Source organism: Streptomyces sp. NRRL WC-3742 (assembly GCF_000720635.1).
Taxonomy (GTDB): domain Bacteria; phylum Actinomycetota; class Actinomycetes; order Streptomycetales; family Streptomycetaceae; genus Kitasatospora.
This window is the reverse complement of record NZ_JOCF01000027.1, coordinates 35730-58262: the sequence shown is the minus strand read 5'-3', so window position 1 is coordinate 58262 and position 22533 is coordinate 35730. Positions and strand designations below refer to the sequence as shown.

Annotated in this window: 24 protein-coding genes; 4 read left to right on the top strand and 20 right to left on the bottom strand. The window is 73.8% G+C overall.

Annotated elements, in window-relative coordinates; translation table 11 throughout:
- Positions 1–36: 36 nt before the first annotated feature.
- The 3 genes from IH61_RS0116885 to IH61_RS0116875 form a co-directional block, all read right to left on the bottom strand.
- Positions 37–1656, bottom strand: a complete 1620-nt coding sequence (locus tag IH61_RS0116885) for a cation acetate symporter (protein WP_031070457.1) — start codon at positions 1654–1656, stop codon at positions 37–39.
- Positions 1653–2009 (bottom strand): DUF485 domain-containing protein, encoded by a 357-nt coding sequence (locus IH61_RS0116880; protein ID WP_051837233.1) that lies wholly within the window; start codon positions 2007–2009, stop codon positions 1653–1655. Before IH61_RS0116880 ends, IH61_RS0116885 begins: the two co-directional genes overlap by 4 nt.
- A gap of 257 nt (positions 2010–2266) precedes the next feature.
- The gene (locus IH61_RS0116875) at positions 2267–3310 is read right to left on the bottom strand and encodes a zinc-dependent alcohol dehydrogenase family protein (protein ID WP_031070454.1); all 1044 of its coding nucleotides are present in this window, start codon (positions 3308–3310) and stop codon (positions 2267–2269) included.
- Positions 3311–3432: 122 nt separating this feature from the next.
- Here IH61_RS0116875 and IH61_RS0116870 point away from each other — a divergent pair, with 122 nt between their 5' ends.
- Positions 3433–4419 carry a DEDDh family exonuclease gene (locus IH61_RS0116870; protein WP_078911156.1) on the top strand — a complete coding sequence of 329 codons (987 nt, stop codon included), beginning with the start codon at positions 3433–3435 and terminating at the stop codon, positions 4417–4419.
- Between the two features lie 31 nt (positions 4420–4450).
- Positions 4451–5254: an SURF1 family protein gene (locus IH61_RS0116865; protein ID WP_031070448.1), complete on the top strand. Its 804-nt coding sequence runs from the start codon at positions 4451–4453 to the stop codon at positions 5252–5254.
- Positions 5255–5306: 52 nt separating this feature from the next.
- Here the strand turns inward: IH61_RS0116865 and trxA are convergent, their stop codons facing one another.
- On the bottom strand, positions 5307–5636 hold the full coding sequence (trxA, locus tag IH61_RS0116860; protein WP_031070446.1) for a thioredoxin: 330 nt from the start codon (positions 5634–5636) through the stop codon (positions 5307–5309).
- Positions 5637–5639: 3 nt separating this feature from the next.
- The gene (locus IH61_RS0116855) at positions 5640–6074 is read right to left on the bottom strand and encodes a MerR family transcriptional regulator (protein WP_037972890.1); all 435 of its coding nucleotides are present in this window, start codon (positions 6072–6074) and stop codon (positions 5640–5642) included.
- 83 nt (positions 6075–6157) lie between these two features.
- On the opposite strand from IH61_RS0116855, the gene IH61_RS0116850 reads away from it, so the two are divergent.
- Positions 6158–6919 carry an SDR family NAD(P)-dependent oxidoreductase gene (locus IH61_RS0116850; RefSeq protein ID WP_031070442.1) on the top strand — a complete coding sequence of 254 codons (762 nt, stop codon included), beginning with the start codon at positions 6158–6160 and terminating at the stop codon, positions 6917–6919.
- Here the strand turns inward: IH61_RS0116850 and IH61_RS40955 are convergent.
- From IH61_RS40955 to IH61_RS40945, 9 genes are all read right to left on the bottom strand, one after another.
- On the bottom strand, positions 6916–7551 hold the full coding sequence (locus tag IH61_RS40955) for an alkaline shock response membrane anchor protein AmaP (RefSeq protein ID WP_158845043.1): 636 nt from the start codon (positions 7549–7551) through the stop codon (positions 6916–6918). The genes IH61_RS0116850 and IH61_RS40955 overlap by 4 nt on opposite strands.
- Before the next feature lie 11 nt (positions 7552–7562).
- Positions 7563–8225: a DUF6286 domain-containing protein gene (locus IH61_RS42920; RefSeq protein WP_051837229.1), complete on the bottom strand. Its 663-nt coding sequence runs from the start codon at positions 8223–8225 to the stop codon at positions 7563–7565.
- Entirely contained in the window at positions 8222–8578 is a 357-nt protein-coding gene (locus IH61_RS0116835; RefSeq protein ID WP_031070437.1) for an Asp23/Gls24 family envelope stress response protein, read from the bottom strand. The genes IH61_RS42920 and IH61_RS0116835 overlap by 4 nt, the downstream gene beginning before the upstream one ends.
- The gene (locus tag IH61_RS0116830; RefSeq protein WP_031070434.1) at positions 8575–8766 is read right to left on the bottom strand and encodes a hypothetical protein; all 192 of its coding nucleotides are present in this window, start codon (positions 8764–8766) and stop codon (positions 8575–8577) included. Before IH61_RS0116830 ends, IH61_RS0116835 begins: the two co-directional genes overlap by 4 nt.
- 33 nt (positions 8767–8799) lie before the next feature.
- A complete protein-coding gene (locus tag IH61_RS0116825) occupies positions 8800–9342 on the bottom strand; it encodes an Asp23/Gls24 family envelope stress response protein (protein ID WP_078911155.1) in 543 nt (180 codons plus the stop codon).
- A 147-nt stretch (positions 9343–9489) separates the two neighbouring features.
- Positions 9490–10296, bottom strand: a complete 807-nt coding sequence (locus IH61_RS0116820) for an enoyl-CoA hydratase/isomerase family protein (protein ID WP_031070430.1) — start codon at positions 10294–10296, stop codon at positions 9490–9492.
- 242 nt (positions 10297–10538) lie between these two features.
- Entirely contained in the window at positions 10539–10772 is a 234-nt protein-coding gene (locus IH61_RS0116815) for a helix-turn-helix domain-containing protein (RefSeq protein WP_031070427.1), read from the bottom strand.
- Positions 10773–11098: 326 nt separating this feature from the next.
- Positions 11099–12697 (bottom strand): ABC-F family ATP-binding cassette domain-containing protein, encoded by a 1599-nt coding sequence (locus IH61_RS0116810; RefSeq protein WP_031070425.1) that lies wholly within the window; start codon positions 12695–12697, stop codon positions 11099–11101.
- Between the two features lie 245 nt (positions 12698–12942).
- Complete coding sequence (locus IH61_RS40945; protein WP_037972888.1) at positions 12943–13884, bottom strand: hypothetical protein; 942 nt, start codon at positions 13882–13884, stop codon at positions 12943–12945.
- 378 nt (positions 13885–14262) lie between these two features.
- Between IH61_RS40945 and IH61_RS0116800 the strand changes: the two genes are divergently transcribed.
- Positions 14263–15462 (top strand): glycoside hydrolase family 26 protein, encoded by a 1200-nt coding sequence (locus tag IH61_RS0116800; RefSeq protein WP_107057160.1) that lies wholly within the window; start codon positions 14263–14265, stop codon positions 15460–15462.
- A 12-nt stretch (positions 15463–15474) separates the two neighbouring features.
- On the opposite strand, the gene IH61_RS49580 is transcribed toward IH61_RS0116800, so the two are convergent.
- The 6 genes from IH61_RS49580 to IH61_RS0116765 are packed head-to-tail and all read right to left on the bottom strand — an operon-like array spanning position 15475 to position 22528.
- A complete protein-coding gene (locus IH61_RS49580) occupies positions 15475–16650 on the bottom strand; it encodes a GNAT family N-acetyltransferase (protein WP_051837227.1) in 1176 nt (391 codons plus the stop codon).
- A complete protein-coding gene (locus IH61_RS42915) occupies positions 16647–17471 on the bottom strand; it encodes a Wzz/FepE/Etk N-terminal domain-containing protein (RefSeq protein ID WP_051837225.1) in 825 nt (274 codons plus the stop codon). Before IH61_RS42915 ends, IH61_RS49580 begins: the two co-directional genes overlap by 4 nt.
- Before the next feature lie 45 nt (positions 17472–17516).
- Positions 17517–18632, bottom strand: coding sequence for a glycosyltransferase (locus IH61_RS0116780; protein ID WP_037972886.1), 1116 nt, complete (start codon positions 18630–18632; stop codon positions 17517–17519).
- Positions 18629–19471, bottom strand: coding sequence for a polysaccharide deacetylase family protein (locus IH61_RS0116775; RefSeq protein WP_324607602.1), 843 nt, complete (start codon positions 19469–19471; stop codon positions 18629–18631). The genes IH61_RS0116780 and IH61_RS0116775 overlap by 4 nt, the downstream gene beginning before the upstream one ends.
- Positions 19461–21218 carry a murein biosynthesis integral membrane protein MurJ gene (murJ, locus tag IH61_RS0116770; protein ID WP_051837223.1) on the bottom strand — a complete coding sequence of 586 codons (1758 nt, stop codon included), beginning with the start codon at positions 21216–21218 and terminating at the stop codon, positions 19461–19463. The genes IH61_RS0116775 and murJ overlap by 11 nt, the downstream gene beginning before the upstream one ends.
- On the bottom strand, positions 21215–22528 hold the full coding sequence (locus tag IH61_RS0116765) for an O-antigen ligase family protein (protein ID WP_031070414.1): 1314 nt from the start codon (positions 22526–22528) through the stop codon (positions 21215–21217). Before IH61_RS0116765 ends, murJ begins: the two co-directional genes overlap by 4 nt.
- Positions 22529–22533 lie beyond the last annotated feature (5 nt).

Here is a 22533-nt window from a genome sequence, read left to right as displayed (position 1 = left end):
CGGGCGGGGCCGGGCCAGCATAGTCACGCGGGACGATCAATGGGCGCCCAGTCCGGTCAGTGAGCGGACCTCCAGTTCAGCGTACTTCGCCTCGTCGGCGGGCTCGCCGGACAGCAGGGTGCCGATCCAGCCCGCCAGGAACCCGACCGGGATGGAGACCAGCCCGGGGTTCTCCAGCGGGAACCAGTGGAAGTCCACGCCCTGGAACAGGGAGTTCTTGCCCCCGGAGAGCACCGGGGAGAAGATCACCAGCACCACGGAGGAGATCAGCCCGGCGTAGACGGAGCTGACCGCGCCCGCGGTGTTGAAGCGCTTCCAGAACAGCGAGTAGAGCAGGGTCGGCAGGTTCGCCGAGGCCGCCACCGCGAACGCCAGGGCGACGAGGGCGGCGGTACTGAGCTTGCCCGCGTAGAGGCTGAGCACGATGGCGACCGCGCCGATCGCCACGGCCGCCCACTTCGCGGACCGCACCTCCTCCTTCTCGCTGGCCTTGCCGCGCCGGATCACGTTGGCGTAGAGGTCGTGGGCGAAGGAGGCGGAGGAGGCGAGGGTGAGCCCGGCGACCACGGCCAGGATGGTGGCGAAGGCGACGGCCGAGATCACGGCGAGCATCACCGCCCCGCCGGTGGTCCCGGTGCCGCCGCCGAGCTGCTCGGCGAGCAGCGGCGCCGCGGTGTTGCCGGAGACGGTCTTGCCCTCGACGGCCGCCATGCCCTTCCTGCCGACCAGCGCGGCCGCGCCGAAGCCGAGGGCCAGGGTCATCAGGTAGAAGACGCCGATGATGCCGATCGCCCAGAGCACGGACTTCCGGGCGGTCTTGGCGGTGGGCACGGTGTAGAAGCGCACGAGGATGTGCGGCAGGCCCGCGGTGCCGAGCACCAGGGCGATCCCGAGGCTGATGAAGTCCAGTTTGGAGGTGTTGTTCGCCCCGTACTTGAGCCCGGGTTCGAGGAACTGCGCGCCCTTTCCGCTGGCGTCGGCGGCGGCGCCGAGCAGCTCGGAGGGGTTGAAGTGGTACTTGGCGAGCACCAGGACGGTCATCAGGGCGGCGCCGGCGATCAGGAGCACGGCCTTGACGATCTGCACCCAGGTGGTGCCCTTCATGCCCCCTATCACCACGTAGATGATCATCAGGGCGCCGACGGCGAGGATGGTCCAGCGCTTGGCGCCGTCCCCGGTGACGCCGAGCAGCAGGGCCACCAGGGCCCCGGCGCCGACCATCTGGGCGAGCAGGTAGAAGATCGACACCACGATGGTGGAGACGCCCGCCGCGGTGCGCACCGGCCGCTGGCGCATCCGGAAGGCGAGCACGTCGGCCATGGTGAACCGGCCGGAGTTGCGCAGCGGTTCGGCGATCAGCAGCAGGGCGACCAGCCAGGCGACCAGGAAGCCGATCGAGTAGAGGAACCCGTCGTAGCCGTTGAGGGCGATGATGCCGGCGATGCCCAGGAAGGACGCGGCGGACATGTAGTCGCCGGAGATGGCCAGGCCGTTCTGGAAGCCGGTGAAGCCGCGGCCGCCGGCGTAGAAGTCGGCGGCGCTGCGGTTCTGGCGCCCGGCCCAGACGGTGATGACCAGGGTGGCCGCCACGAACAGCCCGAAGAGGGACATCGTCAGGCCGCGGTGCTCGGTGGCGGAACTGGCGAGCAAGGTCATTCGGCGGCCTCCCGGGGAGCGTGGACGACCGCGCCGTACGCCTCGCGGATCGCGGCGGCGGGCGGGTCGATCCGCCGGTCCGCGTAGCGGGCGTACCAGGCGGCGATGGCGAAGGTGGACGCGAACTGCAGGAGCCCGAACACCATCGCGAGGTTGACGTGGCCGGCGACCTTCGTGCCCATCAGCCCGGGGGCGTAGCAGGAGAGCAGCACGTAGAGCAGGTACCAGAGGACGAAAGCGATGGTGACGGGGAAGGCGAAGTTCCGGAACGAGCGCCGCAGACTCCTGAACTCCTCGCTGTCGTCGATGAGTTGGACTTCCGTGGGGGACGTGGTGATCGGCGGGGAATCCACCCTTACTCCTCACTCCTTCGGCGTAGCGTCGCACGTGGGGAACGATCGAACGTGAGGGGCGTCACAGTTCTCGTGCGCGCCGCGCAATGCTAGGAGCGTGGCGCCCACCCCGGAAGGGGTTGACCGCGATCAGCCAGCCGTTCACCCCTGCGCACCATCCGAATGGCCGAAAACCACCACCGTCTCCACATGCGGAAGGGGTGGCACCGCCGCCCGGCGGTGCCACCCCTTCCGACGTCGGACCGGCCGACGCCGCCTCAGAACGCGATACGGACCTTCAGTGCCGAGCGGTCGTCCATGGCCCGGTAGCCGTCCGGAACGCCGTCCAGGTCCACGGTGCGGTCGAAGACCAGGCCCGGCTCGATCGCACCCGAGAGCACGTCCGGCAGCAGCTCGGGGATGTACGCGCGGGCCGGGGCGACGCCCCCGTTGAGGGAAACGTTTCGGCCGAACATCTGACCGATGTCGACGCCCGCGCTGCCGCCGTGCGGCACCCCGACGTACCCGACGGCGCCGCCGTCGCGGGCGATCGAGACGGCCGTGCGCATCGACTCCTCCGTCCCCACCGCCTCCAGCACCGCGTGCGCGCCCAGCCCGCCGGTCAGCTCCCGCACCGCCTCGATCGCCGCGTCGCCGCGCTCGGCCACCACGTCCGTCGCCCCGAAGCGCCGGGCCAGGTCCGTGCGCGCCGTGTGCCGGCCCAGCGCGATGATCCGGCCCGCGCCCAGCCGGTGCGCCGCCAGCACCCCGCACAGGCCCACCGCGCCGTCGCCGACCACCGCGACCGTGACGCCCTCGCGCACCCGCGCCGAGACGGCCGCGTGGTGGCCGGTGGCCATCACGTCCGAGAGCGCCAGCAGTCCGGGCAGCAGCTTCTCGTCCCCGGCCGCCTCCTTCGGCAGCTTCACCAGCGTGCCGTCCGCGAACGGCACCCGTACGGCCTCGCCCTGACCGCCGTCCGAGCCGACCTGACCCCAGAACCCGCCGTGCGGGCAGGAGGTCTGCAGCCCCTCGAGACAGAACTCACACACGCCGTCCGACCAGACGAACGGCGCCACCACGAGGTCGCCCGCGGCGAAACCGCGCACCTCGGCGCCCGCCTCCTCGACCACGCCGAGGAACTCGTGGCCGATCCGCTGCCCGGCGACCCGCTGCGCCACACCGCGGTACGCCCACAGGTCGCTGCCGCAGATACAGGCGTTCAGTACACGCACGACCACGTCGGTCGGCTGCTGGATCACCGGGTCCGGGACCTCTTCGATCCGGATGTCGTTCGGGCCGTGGATCACGGTGGCGCGCATGGAATCGTCCTCACGAAACAGATGTACGAAGCCCCCCGGCTTTTGTACGAATCCCCCCGCCGCCCACTCTATTCCGGCCGGTCCGCCCGATCATTTCGACCGGCCCCTTATCCTGTTGGACCATGCAACCGATCCAGCCCGAGACGTACGGCGCGCAGCGGACCGCCACGGTCCCCGCCCAGCGCTCCGCCGCACCCTTCGCGGTGGTCGACGTCGAGACCACGGGCCTCGGCCGCTCGGACCGCGTCATCTCCGCGGGCGTCTACCAGCTGGACCACGACGGCGAGGTCACCGACCACTGGTACACCCTGGTCAACCCCGAGAGGGACCCGGGCCCGGTGTGGATCCACGGCCTCACCTCGGAGCTGCTCTCCGGCGCACCCACCTTCCCGCAGATCGCCGAGGAGTTCGCCGACAGGCTGCGCGGCCGCGTCCTGGTCGCCCACAACGCGCTCTTCGACTGGAACATGATCTCCCGCGAGTTCTCCCGGGCCGGCCTGCACGCCCCCGTCGAACAGCGGCTCTGCACCATGGTCCTCTCCCGCGACCTGCGCCTTCCGCTGCCCAACGGCAAGCTCTCCTCGCTCGCCGCCCACTTCGGCGTCCAGCAGCGCCACGCCCACAACGCCCTCGACGACGCCCGCGTCCTCGCCGAGGCGTTCCGCCCCAGCCTGCACCTGGCCCGCGACGGCGGCGTCCCCCTGCCCCTGCAGACCTGCGTCGCGGTCACCGACCTCGGCGAGGACGAACCCGCCACCCCCGGCCGCAGCGGCTGGACGGGCTCCCAGTACCGCCAGGCCAAGAAGCGCCCGCCCTGCCCGTACCCCAACCCGGGGCGCTGGGAGGACGGCAGGCCGCTCGTCCAGGGCATGCGGATCGCCTTCACCGGCGACACCGCCACCGACCGCGAGCTCCTCGAGGACCGCGCCGTCGAGGCGGGCCTGCACATCGCGACCTCCGTGAGCCGCCTCACCAGCCTGCTCGTCACCAACGAGCCGACCAGCTGGAGCGGCAAGGCCCGCAGGGCCCGCGAGCTCGGCACCCCGATCGTCGGCGAGGACGCGTTCCTCCAGCTCCTGCGCGAGGTCGCCCCGCACCCCGGTGCGTGAGCCGGGTGTGAGGTCGGCGTACCGTTCCGGTGTGTACCGATTCCTGCTGACCCGACAGTGGCTGATCACCGTCCTGATCGCGCTGCTGCTGATCCCCGCGACGATCAAGCTGGGATTCTGGCAGCTGCACCGCCACGAGGCACGGGTGGCCCGGAACGAGCTGATCGGCAAGGCCCTCACCGCCGCGCCCGTCCCCTTCGACACCCTCTCCGCCGCCCCCGGCGCCACCGTCCCCAAGGACCTCACCTGGCGCACGGTGACGGCCACCGGGCAGTACGACACGGCACACGAGTTCGTCGTCCGCAAGCGCACCGACTCCAGCGGCAGCATCGGCTACTTCGTGGTGACCCCGCTCAAGCTGGCCGACGGCAAGGGCAGCGTCCTGGTCAACCGCGGCTGGGTCGCCTCCGCCGCCACCGCCACCGAGTACCCGCCCGTCCCCGCCGCCCCCGCCGGCGAGGTCACCCTCACCGGCCGGCTGCGCGCCGACGAGACGTACGGCGCCAGCGGCATCAAGGACCGCGCGGGCCTGCCCGACCGCCAGTTCAACCTGATCAACACCGAGGAGCAGTCCAAGGAGAGCGGCACCCCCCTCCTCGGCGGCTACCTCGAACTCGCCGGCACCACCCCGGCCCCCGCGGACCAGCCCCAGCTCGTCCCCGAGCCCAACCACTCCGACATCGGGCCGCACATGGCCTACGCCATCCAGTGGTGGCTGTTCACCGCGATGATCCCGGTCGGCGTGCTGATCCTCGCCCGCCGCGAGGCCAAGGACCGGGCCAAGCAGGCCGCCGAGGCCGAGGTGTCCGTCGAAGCCGTCCCGGCCGACGCCTGACCGGCGGGCTGATCGGGCTCTGGCCGGACTCCGATCGGCGCCTGACCGGCCGCTAGAGGACCTCCTCCAGCTCGCGCAGCAACCGGGCCTTCGCCCGCGCCCCCACCACCGAGCGCACGGGCTCCCCGCCCTTGAACACCATCAGCGTCGGCATCGACAGCACGCCGTACGCCGCCTGCGTCTCCGGGTTCACGTCCACGTCCAGGCTCACCACGCGCAGCCGGTGCGCCTCCTCCCGGGCGATGTCCGCCAGCACCGGCGCCATCATCCGGCACGGCGGGCACCAGTCCGCGGTGAAGTCCACCAGCACCGGCCCCTCCGCCTCCAGCACCTCCGACGCGAACGTCGCGTCCGTCACCGCCGGCACCCCTGCGATCTCCATCGTCTACTCCTCCTCGGTCGAGTCCTCGGTCGAGTCCTCGGTCAGTTCACACAACGGCGGCTGCACGGAGGCCGCCAGCTCGTCCCGCGCCTGCACCGCCCGCTCGAACTGCCCGGCCACCTGCCGCCGGACGTCCTCCAGCCGGGCGATGCAGTCGTCCAGCTCCGCGAGCTTGCGCCGGTACACCTCCAGCGAGGCCGGGCAGGAATCCCCCTCCGGGTGCCCCGCCCGCAGGCACTCCACGAACGGGCGGGTCTCCTCCAGCCCGAAGCCGAAGTCCTGCAGCACGCGAATCTCCCGCAGCAGCCGAAGGTCCGCCTCGTCGTACGCCCGGTACCCGTTGCCCGCCCGACGGGCCGGCAGCAGCCCCAGCTGCTCGTAGTACCGCAGCGTGCGCGTGGTCGTCCCCGCCAGCTCCGCCAGTTCCCCGATCCTCATGGCCGCCCTTCCGTGCTCCCGAGTGACGACCGTAAACGTTCCCCCGGACGTCAACGCCAGCCCCGGGCGGCAAGATGGTCCCCATGGATCTCGGACTCAGGAACAAGGCGTACGTCGTCACCGGCGCCACCCGGGGCCTCGGCCTCGCCACCGCCCGCGAACTCGCCGCCGACGGCGCACACGTGCTGATCACCGGCCGCACCCAGGCCGGCGTCGACTCCGCCGTCGCCGAACTGTCCACCCTCGGCAGCGCCCAGGGCCTGGTCACCGACAACGCCGACCCCGCCACCGCCGAACGCCTCGTCACCGAGGCCCGCGAACGCTTCGGCCGCTTCGACGGCGTCCTGATCAGCGTCGGCGGCCCCCAGGCCGGCACCGTCGAAGCCACCCCCGAGTCCGCCTGGCGCGACGCCTTCGAGTCCGTCTTCCTCGGCGCCCTGCGCATCGCCCGCACCGCCGCCGCCGAACTCCCCGAAGGCGGCGTGATCGGCTTCGTACTCTCCAGCTCCGTCCGCCAGCCCGTCCCCGGCCTCGGCGTCTCCAACGGCCTGCGCCCCGGCCTCGCCATGGCCGCCAAGGCCCTCGCCGACGAACTCGGCCCCCGCGGCATCCGCGTCATCGGCCTCCTGCCCGCCCGCATCGACACCGACCGCGTCCGCGAACTCGACGGCCTCGCCCCCGACCCGGCCGCCGCCCGCGACCAGGCGTGCGCCGCCATCCCGCTGCGCAGGTACGGCACCCCGGAGGAGTTCGGCAAGGTCGCGGCCTTCGTGCTCTCGCCCGCGGCCTCGTACCTGACCGGCGTGATGATCCCGGTCGACGGCGGGGCGCTGCGCAGCCTCTAGACGACGCGCGGGTGCTGCTTGCGCCGGCGCCGCCCGCGCCGGTGCCGGTGCTCGACGGGGGCCGCCTGCAACACCCGCACCCGCAGCTCGGCGGGCAGCTCCGGCAGCCCCAGGCTCGCCAGGGCGTCCGCCCGGGGACCGTCCTCGAAGTGCGCCACCAACCCCGCCGGGTCCCCGCCCGGCGTCAGCCGTACGGCGCCGCGCAGCCGGGGGTGCCGGGGCGCCCGCACCAGTCGCACCCCCGCCCGCTCCACCTCCGGCAGCACCGCCGTCCCGCTCTCCAGCACCTCCTCCAGCGCCCGCGCCGCAACCCGCAGCTTCAGGCCCCCGGCCCCTGGCGTCGGCACGGCGATGCTGGAGAGCCCGCTGCGCCGCAGCTGCGCCACCAGCCACCAGGCCGTGCCCGCCACCAGCACCGACAGCCCGGAGATCACGGCGGGCCACCACCAGTCCTCCGCCACCCACCGCATCCGCGAGCGCTCACTCACCACCGGCTGGTCCGGCGAGGTCAACGGCCACCGGGACGGCGGCGAGACCCCCAGATGCCGGTACAGGTTCAGCCCGCCCGCCAGCACCAACACCCCCACCCCGAACAGCACCGCCCCCACCAGCCCCAGCAACACCCGATTCACCGCGCCCCGCCTCACACCGCCACCCGCTCTCGCTCCGGCCCGTCAGCCACACCACCGCCGCCGCCTGCGGCGCGTACGTCCAGCCGCAGCTCGCGGGCCAGGCCGACCCTCGCCAGCTCGTCCCTCAACTGCCGCTGAACCGACGCGGGATCGGCCGGGCCGGTCAGCCGCACGCGCACTCGCCTCCGGCGCACGCGGATGCGCAGGTCCTCGATTCCCGTCAGCCCCGCCGCCCGGTCGGCCAGCAGGTGGCCGACGCCGGCGCGGTCGATGGCCGCGCTGGTGCCGCCGTACGGGCGCAGCTGCAGCCACTTCCGCAGTCCGGGTGCGAGGGCCAGCCAGAGCAGCCAGCCGCCCAGCAGCACAGCCGCCCCGGCGCCGACCAGCACCCACAGGTCGTCGAGGTGACGGGTGGCCAGCTCGTCCGCGAGCTGCGCCCGCCAGCGGCGGGCGGGCTGCCCGGCCCGGACCGCCACCACGTCGTAGAGCAGCGCCCCCGCCGCGACCAGCAGCGCGGTGGCGACCAGCGCCGCGGCGGCCGTCCGCGGCGCCCGCAGCCGCCGCACCCTCACCGCCCTCGGCTCCTCAAGGCCCTCGCGCTCCTCGCGGGCCTCGCGCTCCTCAAGGCTGTCGTACTCCTCGCGGACCTCGGAGCCCTCGCGGTCCTCGCTCACGAGGCCCCCCGGGCGATCAACTTCTCGACCACGACCACCACTTCCGACACCCGTGTCCCCGTCAACTCCAGGACCTGCGCCGCCACCCGCTCCCGTACGCCCCGGGCCAGTGCGCCGAGGTCCGCGGGGAACGGCAGTTCCACGCCGACCCGCACGGTCACCGTGCTGCCCGGGACGTGCACCGAGACCGTGGGCGGCTTCCCGGTGGCGGCCCGGCCGACCCAGGCGGTGGCCAGGGCCTCGCGGGCGGCGGCCGCCGCGATCCGGGCGTAGACCCGGTCCGCGATCCGCAGGCGGCCTCTGGTGGCGGCCCGGGACGGGAGGGCGGCTCCGCCGCCGGCCGGGGGCGTCAACGACGCCGGTCCCGCCCGCGCAGCAGGTCACCGAGGTCACCCAGCTCGATGTCCCCTTCCAGCACCCGCCCGAGCACGAAGCCGACCAGTCCGAGCGCCGCCACGAGCAGGAACGCCGCGAACCCGCCGAAGTACCCGGCGAAACCGAGGGCCATGCCCACCACCAGGCCGACGATGGCCAGGTTCATCCGTTCCTCCTCGTACCGTGGATCCGTCCGGGTCTACCGGAGCCTCGGGCGCTGTCCCGGGGAGAGCGCCTGCTCTTCCTCCTCCTCGACATCCGCCTCGTCGGGCAGGTGAACGTCGTTGACGGCGATGTTGACCTCGACGACCTCGAGGCCCGTCATCCGTTCCACCGCGTCGATGATGTTCTCCCGCACCTGGTGGGCGAGTTCGGGGATGACCACGCCGTACTCGACGACCAGCGCGATGTCGATCGCGGTCTGCTTCTCGCCGACCTCGGCCTTGATGCCCCGCCCGACGCTGGACTTCCCACCGGGCACCCGGTCGCGCATGGCGCCGAAGGTGCGGGAGAGGCCGGAGCCGAGGGCGTGGATGCCGGAGACCTCGCGGGCGGCCATTCCGGCGATCTTCTCGACCACCCCCACGGCCAGCGCCGTCCGCCCGCGCTCGCCGACGGACCGGCCGCCGTCGCCTCCGGCGGCGCCGCTGGGGCCGGGCTTGGGGGCGGACGGCGCCGCGCCCGGGGTGGGGGCGTGGCCGGGGCTCTTGTGCAGGCTCGCGGGCGTCGGAGTGTCAGGCATGAGGTGGTTCTCCCGTCGTAACGGCACCAGCTGTATCGCAAAGCATCCCAACTGTGACATTCCGCCACGAACCCCGCCCGCCGGAACGGCGAGGGCCCGGCCCCGGGTGCTCCCCGGGGCCGGGCCCTGTCCCGTGCGGTACCGCGGTCAGTCGCCGATGCCGGCGAGCTCCCGCAGCCGACGGGCCTGCGCCACCCGTTCGGCGGAGCGCTGCTCGTCGAGGGTGCGCCGGGAGGCGCCCTGGAGCAGCGCCTTGGTCTCGATGACGGCTCCACGCGGGGCGGCCAGCAGGGCGGCGGCGAGGTCGCGGGCGGCGGCGTCCAGTTCGGTGCCGGGGACGGCCAGGTTGGCCAGGCCGATGGTGGTGGCCTCCTCGGCGCCGACCCAGCGGCCGGTGGCGCAGATCTCCAGCGCCCGGGCGTAGCCGACGAGGTCGGTGAGCGGCTTGGTACCGGCGAGGTCGGGGACGAGCCCGAGCGAGGTCTCCTTCATGGCGAACTGCACGTCCTCGGCGACGACGCGCAGGTCGCAGCCCAGGGCGAGCTGGAAGCCGGCGCCCACGGCGTGGCCCTGGACGGCGGCGACGGAGATCAGGTCGGCCCGGTGCCACCAGGTGAACGCCTCCTGGTAGGAGGCGATGGTGTCGTCGAGTTCGCGGTCCTCGGCGGCGGCGAGCTGGAGGAAGGTGGGCTCGCCGGGGATGCCCTCGGGGGTGAACATCGCGCGGTCGAGGCCGGCGGAGAAGGAGAGGCCCTCGGCGCGCAGCAGCACCACCCGGACGCTGCCGGGGAGGTCACGGCCGGCGTCGACGAGGGCACGCCAGAGGGCGGGCGACTGGGCGTTGCGGCGCGTGGGCTGACAGAGGGTGACGACGGCGAGTTCGCCCTCGATCTCCAGGCGGACGCCGTCGCGCTCCCAGCTCGGGGCCTGCGGGTCGATGGCGGGGGCGGTCATGCGGGAACCTCCGGTGGCGAGGGATTCGGCTACCGGAGAGTAACAAAAGCGGGCGCTCAGCGGCAGGGCCGCGCCCGGGAAAGATCCACGCGGGGCGACTGAGCCGAACGGGTGAAGGATCGGGACATGACGATCGGCGGCCGGTCCGCTCGGTCCGAGGACGGACGATCAGTCGGCGGTGGACCGCCGCGCCCTCGGCCGGCGTCCTGCCGCCGCGCCATTCAGCTGTGGCTGACGATCCGTCAGGAACCGGCCCCGGCAGTCGCCTTGCTCTTGCCTCGCGTGGCACCGCCGCGGCCCCGGAGCACCACTCCGGACTCGCTGAGCATCCGGTGCACGAAGCCGTAGGAACGGCCGGTCTCGTCCGCGAGGGCGCGAATGCTCGCCCCGGCGTCGTACTTCTTCTTGAGATCGGCCGCGAGCTTCTCACGCGCGGCACCGGTCACCCGGCTGCCCTTTTTCAGAGTCTCGGCCACCCGTGCCTCCTCATAGCGTTGCTCGGTCAGATTCCCATGATCACCCATCCACCGTCTCCTGGCCACCCATTCGACAAGTCCGATGTCGGGAATGCGCAGTCCTGCGGTGGTGATCCGAGCGCGTCGGGGCGCTCACTCAGAGTGCACGCCCCCAGTCGGCATCCGCCGTCCGCCGCGAAAGGGCTGATCAGCAGCGTCGGCCCGACCACGATCGAGTGGCGGGCCGACGGGAAGTTCTTAAACGGAATCGGGAGCTACTTCATTCCCGGACACGCCGTATGGACTAGTTTTTCTGGTCCTATCGGTGGACGGATGTCCACGTCCCGTCAGGCCAGGTTGACCAGGTCGGCGTACGCCGGGCTCCACAGGTCCTCCACGCCGTCCGGCAGCAGGATGATCCGCTCCGGCTGGAGCGCGTCGACCGCGCCCTCGTCGTGGGTGACCAGCACGACCGCGCCCGAGAAGTCGCGCAGCGCCCCGAGGATCTCCTCGCGGCTGGCCGGGTCGAGGTTGTTGGTGGGCTCGTCGAGCAGCAGCACGTTGGCCGAGGAGACCACCAGGGAGGCCAGCGCCAGACGGGTCTTCTCACCGCCGGAGAGCACCCCGGCCGGCTTGTCCACGTCGTCGCCGGAGAAGAGGAAGGAACCGAGGATCTTGCGGATCTGCACCAGGTCGGTGTCCGGCGCGGACGAGCGCATGTTCTCCAGGACGGTGCGGTCCGGGTCCAGGGTCTCGTGCTCCTGGGCGTAGTAACCGATCTTCAGGCCGTGGCCCGGGATCACCTCGCCGGTGTCGGGCTTCTCCACCCCGGCCAGCATCCGCAGCAGGGTGGTCTTTCCGGCGCCGTTGAGGCCCAGCACGACGACGCGGGAGCCGCGGTCGATCGCCAGGTCGACGTCGGTGAAGATCTCCAGCGAGCCGTACGACTTGGACAGGCCCTCGGCCGTCAGCGGGGTCTTGCCGCAGGGGGCCGGGTCCGGGAAGCGCAGCTTGGCGACCTTGTCGTTGACCCGGACCTGCTCCAGGCCGGCGAGCAGCTTGTCAGCGCGGCGGGCCATGTTCTGCGCGGCCACGGTCTTGGTCGCCTTGGCGCGCATCTTGTCGGCCTGCGCGTTCAGCGTCGCGGCCTTCTTCTCGGCGTTGGCCCGCTCGCGCTTGCGGCGCTTCTCGTCGTCCTCGCGCTGCTGCTGGTACTGCTTCCAGCCCATGTTGTAGACGTCGATGGCGGAGCGGTTGGCGTCCAGGTAGAAGACCTTGTTGACGACCGTCTCGACCAGCTCGACATCGTGGGAGATGACGATGAAGCCGCCCTTGTACGTCTTCAGGAAGTCCCGCAGCCAGACGATGGAGTCGGCGTCCAGGTGGTTGGTGGGCTCGTCGAGCAGCAGCACGTCCGAGTCCGAGAACAGGATGCGGGCGAGCTCGACGCGGCGGCGCTGACCACCGGAGAGGGTGTGCAGGGGCTGGCCCAGGATGCGGTCGGGCAGGCCGAGCGCGGCGGCGATGGTGGCGGCCTCGGCCTCGGCGGCGTACCCGCCCTTGGTGAGGAACTCCGTCTCCAGGCGGGCGTACTTCTTCATCGCCTGGTCGCGGGTGGCGCCCTTGCCGTTGGCCATCCGCTCCTCGTTCTCGCGCATCTTCTTGAGCACGGTGTCGAGGCCGCGGGCGGACAGGATGCGGTCCTTGGCGAGCACGTCGAGGTCGCCGGTGCGCGGGTCCTGCGGGAGGTAGCCGACCTCGCCCGAGCGGGTCACCGTCCCGGCGGCGGGGATGCCCTCACCGGCGAGGACCTTGGTGAGGGTGGTCTTGCCGGCGCCGTTGCGGCCGACCAGGCCGATCCGGTCGCCCGCGGCGACCTTGAAGCTGGCGGACTCGATGAGGACGCGGGCACCGGCGCGCAGTTCGAGGGCGGTGGCGGAGATCATGGCTGGGAACTGCTCCTGGGACGTGGCGGGCGAGCGGAAGGGGGCTTCGACGACGGTTCGGCGCTGCGGATCGAGCGCCGCCGCCCGCTATTGCCCGGAGAAGATAGCCATGACGGCAAGTCTACCGGGCCGCGCGAAACGCCCGGGAAGTACCTCCCCGGGGTACGCCCGGCCCGGGCGGTGACTACGCCGGTAGTGGCACTACTTCCGTAGTGCTCCACCGTGGGACTACTGACGTAGTGCCACTACTGCGGTAGTGCGCCCGGGGTGGCGGAGGGGTCGACACAGTTCAGCGGGCGGACGGCCGCGAACGGGGCCGCCGGGTTGCCGCAGGGCGTCTCGGGGGCGGCCGTCTTGGTGTCGATGACCTTCGGCGGCAGGATCGGCCCGTCCGAGACCTTCACCCGGCGCGCGTCCAGCACCTTGACGACCGGGCTCGGCCCGGTGCCCGTCGCCCAGCCGCTGCTGTCCAGCCGGTAGCCGGTGACGGCGCCGGAGACGGCCTGGCCGGAGCCGTTGGTGCAGGTGCGCGGGATCAGCACCGCGTAGTCGGTGTGGACGGTGCGCAGCGGGTCGAAGGCGCAGCCGCTCGGGGGCTTGTCGTTGTAGCGCAGGTCGCCGTCCGCGTCGCGCAGGCCCATGGTCAGGCTCGGGGTCACAACGGCCAGCCAGGGCGAGCCGTCCCGCTGGACGGTGTGCAGCGCGCCGGCGGCCCGCTCCTTGGCCAGCTGCTTGCGCTGCTCCGGGGTGCGCTTGTCGGCGCCCGGCTCGTCGGAGCCGCGCAGCCAGTCCACCAGGCCCGGGACGGCGCGGTGCCAGCGCACCTCGTGGTCGCCCGGGCGCACCGAGGTGACGAGGCCGTCGTCCCAGACCACGATCGCGTTCTCCCCGGCCATCGCCAGGTGGAGCGCCTCGGCGCCCTCGCGGCTGTACGTCCACGCGGAGGCGCCGCTCTGGCGGTGGAACGCCTCCAGGCCGCCGCCGACCACCCGCAGGTCGAGGTCTGCGGCGCTGAGCGACTGGGAGTTGACGGGCGTGGCGTCCGCGTTGCCCGGCCCGGCCACCCGGTCGCCGAACGGCACCGGCTTGTTGGCGTGTGCCGCCGCACCGGCCGCAAGGACCAGCATCACCGCCAGGGCAGGCAGGACCGAGCGGGGGGTCAGTACACGCAGAGGCTTCCGGGACACGGCCGGAGCGTACCTTTCGGCGGGCGGGCGAGTCAGCTCGGAATCGGGTGCCGCGGCCGCCCGCCGTCGCGCGCCCGGCCGGGTGCGCCGCCCCCGCGCGCCCACCCGCCGACCTGCGCCGTCGGGGCCGGGGCCGGGCGCGGACGCGGTCCGGCTCGGCCCGGGATCGGCTCGCCGGACCGTTACAGATCTGATACACGACCCCCACGGCGTCCACCGGTCGGCGCATTGCGGCAGACGGCGTTCGAATATCGCCCACTTTAGAGTGACATTCGGCTTTTCCGACGCCCTCCGGCCCTACTGTCGGCGAGCGGGTCATCACGGTCCGTCCGCACCGTCGCCCGTACCGCCCCCACCGCGCCGCCCGGAGGAGAGACCATGCGCATCGGCCGTCTGACGCTGGCCGCCGCCGCCCTGCTGCTGATGGCCACGGCCAGCGTCCCGGCCGGGACGCCGCTCAGCGCACCGGAGCGGCACAGCCTCTCCTCCGACACCTTCGAGCCGCGCGGGGCCGCCTCCCGCCCGACCGTGCAGCGGCCGAACCACGAGCCACCGTTCGGCGCCTTCGTCGGCTCCTGGGACAACTACATCCCCCAGATCGGCCGGTACGCCCAGTGGCTCGGAGACGCCAACCTCCAGGTGGGCCACACCTATCTGGCGGGCAACGGCTGGAGCGACGTCGAGGGCGATCCGGTGGTCCTCGGGCTGTGGGCGCAGTGGCGGCTGACCGATCCCTCCCGGCAGCTGGTCCTGGGCGTGCCGATGCTGGTGCCCAACGAGGCGAACGTGCCGGACGGCGAGGTCGCCAGGCTGCTCGCCCAGGGCGCGCGCGGGGACTTCGACCGGCACTTCCTCAGGCTCGCGCACCGGCTCGTCGCCCTCGGCGGGGCGGACACCGTGCTCACCCTGGGCTGGGAGATGAACGGCGTCACCTACACCCACCGCTGCAAGCCCGACCCCTCCGCCTGGAAGGCGTACTGGCGGCGGGTCGTCGGGGTGATGCGCTCGGTGCCCGGGCAGCGGTTCCGCTTCGACTTCACTCCCAACCGGGGCCTGGACGCCATCCCGTGGACGCGGTGCTACCCCGGGGACGACGTGGTCGACATCATCGGCATGGACAGCTACGACCAGCCGGCCGGGGCCGGCTTCGACGACTACGTGCGCGAGCCGTACGGCCTCCAGGACCAGGTGGAGTTCGCGGCGAAGCGCGGCAAGCAGGTCTCGTACCCGGAGTGGGGGCTGTTCCGCAACGGCGACAACCCGGACTTCGTGCAGCGGATGGTGGAGTGGATGCGCACCCACGACACCGCTTACCAGACCGTCACCGACTACTGCCCGCACGGCTTCTTCCAGTGCGACCGCAACCCGCGCTCGGCCGCGCGGTTCCGGCAGCTGATGACCGGCTCCAAGGGCGCCCCCGCAACCGTCCCCACCGCTCCCCCGGCGCCGACCGCACCGAGCACGCCGAGCACCCCGACCGCACCGGCCACCCCGAGTGCTCCCGCCACGCCGACGGCACCGGTCGCGCCGGGCACCTCGCCCGGCGCGACCGCGACCTCCAAGCCCGCCCGGCGCTGAGCGGAGGTGCCCTCAGCTGCGGCGGCGGGCCAGGAGGGCCTGCTTGAGGCGGGGGAAGCGGGTGCGCAGCTGGTGCACCGCCGCGATCCGGGTGCGGATCGCGGCGGCCCTGGCGGTGGCGGCGGGCGCCGGTCCGGCGGGGCCCAGCAGGAGGCGCTGGTTGGGGAGCTGGTCCGGGCGCCAGCGCTGCTTGTACGGCTCCTGGCCGCGCAGCAGTCCGAACACCGGGATGCCCGCGCCGACCGTCTCGTCCAGGGCCGCGCTGAACAGCAGCCCCGCGATGTCGAGGCGGTCCCGCAGCACCGGGTGGGCGCCGTACATGTAGAGCCCGCTGCGGGCCGGGCAGAGCAGCAGCAGGTTCACGGCGACCAGCTGGCCGTCGAGGTGGAACTGGTGGACGGCCGCCTTTCCGCTGCGGACCAGGGCGATCGTGGACTCCGTCAGGTGGCGGGCGAAGCGCTCGGTGCGGTGCTCGGGGGTGACGCCGCGTTCGCTCCACTGCAGGATGTGCAGCCGCAGCAGCCCCTCGAGGGCCTCCGGCACCTCCTCCACCGGCGTGGAGCGGACCTTCACCCCGGCCTCGGCGATCTTGCGCAGCTTCACCCGGCTGCGCTGGGCGGTCTTGCCGGGCACCCGCTTGAGCAGCCGGTCCATCGGGACGGCCGGGAGGTACTGGCAGAGCGAGTCCTCGTAGCGGCGCCGCCGCCCGCGCCAGTGCGCGTACACCCGCTGCACGGCCGCCTCGGGGTGCACCTCGCGCAGTTCCAGGAACTGCCAGGGGCGGGTGATCGGCAGGGCGGCGGCGAGTTCGGAGGCGGCCCGGTCGGCGCAGTCGTCGTCGAGCAGCACGTCGCTGTAGTCGACCAGGCCGTCGCCGAGGCCCGTGAGGCCGCCGAGCGGCCCGCCGCGCCGCTGGAAGGCGCCGGCGCCGACCAGCAGGCCGTCTCGGCGGACCAGCACCACCACCAGCGCGCCCGGGCGGCCGTAGTGGTTCCACCAGGAGCGCAGCCAGTCGGCGGCCTGGAAGAAGGTGGCCGTGCGGCAGCGGGCGGCGAGGTCGTCCCACTCCCCGGCGAGGGTGTCGAGGGCGTCGTCCTCGCGGCGCAGCTCGGTGGTCCAGGCCCGAGAGGGGGCCGTGGACGGGGCGGGCACGCGGGCCGCCTCCCGGCGGGTCTCGGTGCTGCTCATCGCGCGCTCCCCGCCGCGGACTTCTCCTTGGCGGGCTTCGTCCTCGGGTCGGGCTTCGCGTCGCCCTTCGCCTCGCCCTTCGTCTCGCCCTTCGCGTCGCCCTTCGTCTCGTCCTTCGCCCCGGTCTCCGGTTCCGCCTTCACCTCAGCCGCGGCCTTCCCGGCCGGCTGCTCCTCGGAGCGCGGGCGCGGGGTGCTCGGGGTCGCGGCGGCCTCGGGCGTCTCGGGCGTCTCCTCCGCCGGGACGGCCTGCGCATCCCCCGTCCCCGGGCGGCGGCGCGTCATCATCACCAGCGCGCCGATCAGCACCCCGGCCGCGCCGCCCACCGCGACGTCCAGCTTTCCGGAGGGGGTGGTCGGCTTGTCCGGCTCGGCGGCCGGGGCGAGCGTCACCAGGCGGACGTTGGTGTCCTTGCTGCTGGCGTTGGCGAAGGAGACCAGCGAGCGGGCCACCGCGTCGGCGGTCCGGGCGGCCTCCTGGGGTTGGCCGCCGGTGCCGGTGATCTCGATCATCGGGGCGTCGGGGGAGGTGGTGCCGTGGACCAGGGCCTCCATCTCGGCGCGGCTGTGGCCGGTCTCGGCCGCCGCGACCGCGAGCACCTGCGGCTGGCCGGCCAGCCGACCGTACGCCTGGGCGAAGTTGGTCGCGGTGGCGGCCTCCCCCGGGTTCTGCGCCACGACGAGCACGTAGGCGCTGGCGGCGTAGGAGGGGTGCGAGACGGCGGCGTACCCGGCGCCGGCCGCGGCGCCCAGCGGCACCGCGAGCGCCACCGGCCACCAGCGGCGGACCAGGCGGCGGGCGCTTCGGCGCGTTGTGGTCATGGGTGTGGCTCCTTGACTGTGGATCGGCGGTACCGGCGGGGGCGGTCAGACGCGGGCCAGCCGGTCGTAGAGGGCGCCCAGGTCGGCGGCGACGCGGGCGATGTCGTAGTGGCCGACGGCCGGCGGGGCGGGCAGCGGGTCGGCGCTGTGGTCGTTCACGTGCCGCAGGTCGCGCAGCGCGGCGGCGTACGCGGCGGGCTCGGAGGGGATGCGGCGGGCCTGCGGGGCGGCGCTGGGCGGCAGTTCGTCGAGGGCGGGGCAGGCGCTGTGCCGTACGGGCAGGCCCGCGGCCAGGCCCTCGAGGACGCCGAGGCCGAAGGTCTCCCTCGTGGAGGGCGCGGCCAGCACGTCCAGGGCGGCCAGCAGCTCGGGCACGTCGTCGCGCTCGCCGGTGAGCACCAGCCGTTCCCGGACGCCGAGTTCGGCGGCCCGGTGTTCCAGGGCGGCACGTTCGGGGCCTTCGCCGACCAGGACCAGCCGGCTGGCCGGGTCGAGTGCGGCGAGCGCCTCGACCAGCACCTCGAAGCGCTTGCCCGGCACCAGCCGTCCGACCCCGCCGATCGCCCAACTCCCCTGCGGCAGGCCGAGTTCGGCCCTGAGGCGGCGGCGGGCGGCGGCCCGCTCGGCGGGCGGGCGGCAGAAGCGGGCGGTGTCGATGCCGTTGGGGATCAGCTCGACGCGGGCGGGCGGGACGCCCCAGGAGTGCAGGGTCTGGGCGACCTGCCGGGAGACGGCCACGGTGGTGCTGCCGAGGCGTTCGGCCGCCAGGTAGAGGCCCTTGACGCCCCGGGTGACGGGGCGGCCCTCGATCACCCCGGCGTGCAGCGAGTGCTCGGTGGAGACCACGGCGCGCACCCCGGCCAGGCGGGCGGCCAGCCGGCCGTACAGCTGCGCCCGGTAGAGGTGGGTGTGGACCAGGTCGTAGCGGCCGTCGCGGACGAGGCGCACGAGCCGGGGCAGGGCGCCGAGGTCGCGGTTGCCGCGCATGCCGAGGTGGTGGACGGTCACGCCGTCGGCGCGCAGGGCGGCGGCGACGGTGCCGGGGTTGGTGAGGGCGAGCACCTCGCACCGCTGGTGGGCGGGCAGGTGCCGCAGCAGCAGGTGGAGCTGGCGCTCGGCGCCGCCGGAGGCGAGGCCCGTGACGATGTGCAGGACCTTCACCGCCCGACCCTCCGGCGCATCCCGGTCATCAGGTCGCGCAGGCGCTGGCGGCCCCTCTTGGCGCGCAGCCGCAGGCCCCCGTCCCGGTCGCCGACGTAGCAGCGCGGCAGGGCGAAGGGGCCGGTGAGCGCGGAGTGCTCGATGGCGCAGGCGTAGTCGTAGCCGGCGTCGCGCACGGCCAGGGTGGCGGGCAGGTCGACGGCGCCGTACGGGTAGCAGAAGCCGGTGACGGGGCCGTCGACGACCTCCTCGAGCAGTCGGCGGCTCTCCCGGGTCTGCACGGCGAGCTCCTCGGCGGGCAGGCCCGGCAGTGCCTTGTGGCCGAGGCCGTGGGAGCCGATCTCCCAGCCGGCTGCGGCGAGTTCGGTGACCTCCTCGACGGTGAGGAGCTGCTTGCGGGGGCCGTCGGCGTCCCAGCCGTTGTCGCGGCCGAGCAGGTCGGCGACGACGTAGGCGGTGGCGGTGAAGCCGTAGGCGTGCAGGATCGGTACGGCGTAGCGCCCGAAGTCGGCGTAGCCGTCGTCGAAGGTCAGGCCGACGAGCTTGTCGTCGCGGCCGAGGGCGCGGGCCCGGATGAGTTCGCGGACGGAGACGCCGCGCCGCCCGTGCCGGTGCAGCCAGGCGATCTGTTCGGCGAACCGTTCGGGGCTGACGGTGAGCCGGTACGGGTCCTCGCGTTCGACGGCGACGGAGTGGTACATCAGGATCCACGGCGATCCGGCGCCCCAGACGGCCGGTTCGCCGAGGGGGCTGCGGCTGCGGGGCAGGTGCGCCCGGGGGCTCCGGGCGTCGGCGGTACCCGTCCGGGCCGAACGGACTGTTCCCCGTTCAGTGTCCATGGGGACGCTTCCCTTCGTCGGCGGCGGTTGGCGGGGTCCTCAGTGACGGGGTCCTCGGGGGGCTCACGACGCGCCGGGCGGCGAGGACGGGGCCGCGCACCTCGCGGGCGCCGAGGACGGCCCCGAGGGCGGCGAAGGCCAGCGCCACGGTGAGGCCCCCGAGGAGGGTGGCGAGCAGCGGGTCGGCGCTCAGGCCGGCGGCGGCCGTGCCGAGGACGGTGGCCCCGGCGGCGGCGCCCACCAGCCGGCCGTGGCCGCCGAGCACCCGGCGCAGCCGCAGCGGGATGCCGCGCAGCACGAGCCCGTGCAGCAGCAGCGCGGCGGTGGTGGTGATCCCGGCGGCGTTGCCGGCGGCGATGCCGAGGGCGCCGAAGCGGCCGGTGGTGAGCAGGCCCACGGTGACGGTGACGGCGAGGCCGAGCAGCATCGCGCCGACGGGGTACCAGTCGAGCAGTCGCCGCCCGCCGGGCTCGGTGCGCGGGTCATCGGCTGTGCGGACCACCGGGCGCAGGGAGAAGTACGGGCGGATCATCACCCCGATGAGCGCCTGGGCGGGCAGGCCGAAGCTGTAGACGCGGATGACCTCGGCGGTGGCTTCGGTGTCCTGCGGGCCGAAGGCGCCGCGCTGGAAGAGCAGGGCGACGACGGAGGGGGCGCAGGCCATCAGGAAGGAGGTGCCGAGCAGGACGACGGCGGCGGCCTGGCCGAGGTCCTTCTCGACCCGGTCGCGGGCGGCGGTGAGGTCTCCGGCGGCGAGCGCCCTGGCCACCAGGGGGAAGGTGACGGTGACGATCAGGATGCCCGCGGTCATGGCGAGTTGGGAGACCTTGGCCGCGTAGTTGAGGTGCGAGATGGTGCCGGGCGGCAGGGCCGAACCGAGGTAGCGCTCGACGAAGACCTGGGACTGCCGGGTCAGGGTGAAGGAGGCGATCGGCAGCAGGGCGAGCGGCATCAGGACGAGTGCCTTGGGCGTGTCCGACGACTTGCGCCGGCCGCGGCCGGCGCCGCCGCCCTCGCGCAGGCGGCGCAGGAAGGGCACGACGAGCAGGCCCGCCATCAGGAGGCTGCCGACGGCGACGCCGAGGGCGGCGGAGCGCACGCCCAGGTACGCCTGGCCGGTGAGGAGGACGGCGAGGATGCCGAGGTTGTAGGCGACGTAGATGCCGGCGGGCGCGGTGAAGCGGTGGTGGGCGCGCAGGGCGGCGGCGAGGTAGCCGGCGACGCCGAAGGGCAGCACGGTGACGGCGGTGATCCGGGTGCAGGTGACGGCCAGGGCCGGGTCGTGCAGGCCGGGGGCGAGCAGGGTGACGAGTTGCGGGGCGCCGAGGGCGACGGTCAGGGAGAGGCCGCTGAGGGCGAGGAGCAGCCAGGGCAGGGTGGCGCGGACGACCTGGCGGACGGGGTCGGGGGCGTCCGGGTCCTCCTCGCGCAGCACCAGGGCGAGGGCGAAGGCGGGCACCATGAGGAAGGACATGGCGTCCTCGATCAGCAGCGGTGCGGCCGTCTCCGGGACGGTCCAGGCGACGAGGAAGGCGTCGGTGCCCTGGTTGGCGCCGAAGTAGCGGGCGAGCAGCAGGTCGCGCAGCAGGCCGAGGCCGGAGCCGGCGGCGCTGAGCACGGCGGTGACGCCGAACGCCTTGGCGAGGAAGCCGCCGCGGGGGGCCCGGCCGGGGCCGGGGGGCGGTTCGGGCGCGGTGCGCGGGGCCGGCAGGGAGGCGGCGAGTGCGGTGGGCCCTTCGGTGTTCACGGGGTCACCTCGCGGACGGCCGCGCGGGCGGCGAGGCCGAAGACGACGGAGGTCAGGACGGTGGTGGTGCCACCGATGTCGGCGTACAGGAAGTCGATCAGCTGCCAGGCGAGCAGCGCGAGGGCGGCGAGGCCGAGGCCGCTGCGGTTGCGCAGGCAGCCGAGGAGCAGGCCGAGGAAGAGGGCGGCGTAGGCGGTGATGCCGATCAGGCCCTGCTCGCTGAGCACCAGGAGGTACATGTTGTGCGGGGAGAGCAGCGGTTCGCGCTGGAATCCGCCGGTGGAGTCGGAGGTGTCGCTGCCGGAGGAGAGCCTCAGCGGGGCGTGGGAGTCGCGCAGTTGCTGGAAGGCTTTGGGGCCGGCGCCGTGCACGGGGTGGTCCTGCCAGATGCGGCCCGCGGTGGACCACAGGTCGTAGCGGTCGGAGACGGACTGGTCGGGAGCGGCTGAGACGGAGCCGATGGAGCTGATCCGTGCGGTGACGCCGGAGGCGCCGAGGCCGATCCCGCCGACGAGGACGACGGCGGCGGCCAGGCCGAGGACGGCGCCGCGCACCAGGAGGCGCGCGTCGGCGCGCAGCAGCAGGGCGGTGGCGGCGAGGCCCGTGGCGATCCAGCTGCCCCGGCTGAAGGAGACGGCGAGGGGGAAGGCGAGGAAGGCGGCGGCGGCGAACATCGCCCGGCGCAGCCGTGCGTCCCCTCCGGGCCGCCGTTCGCCGAGGGCGAGGGCGAGGGCCGCGAGCAGGCCGTAGCTGACGACGGTGGACATCGCCATGACGTCCAGGGCGCCGAAGGTGCCGACCGCGCGGATCGGCTGGCCGGTGTAGGAGGCGCCGGTGCGGGTGAGGTACTGGTGGACGCCGACGGCGCCCTCGACGAGCGCGGCGAGGACGAAGGAGCCGAGGACGAGCCGCTGGTCGGTGCGGTCGCGCAGCGAGCACAGCACCGAGGCGGGCACGAGGACGAAGACCTGGGTGAGCCGGACGAAGCCGGTGACGCTGGTGGCCGGGTCGATCGAGCCGACGGTGGCGACGGCGGCGGCGGCCACGATCCCGGCGAACAGCACGCAGGTGCCGCGGCTGACGGCGGGCAGCCGCCCGCGCAGCAGGTTGACGGCGGTGAGCGCGACCAGTGCCAGGGAGGCGAGGTCGGCGGCGGTGATGTGGACGGCGGCCGTGACGTCCTTCTCGCCGGTGGGCACGCAGACCAGCAGTACGGTCGCGGCGGCCAGCAGGCTGGGCCGGTCGGCGGCCGCCGCGAGGGTCCTCCGTAACGACGCTGGGCTCGGTACTGCGGGAAGGGTCAGGGCCACGCGGG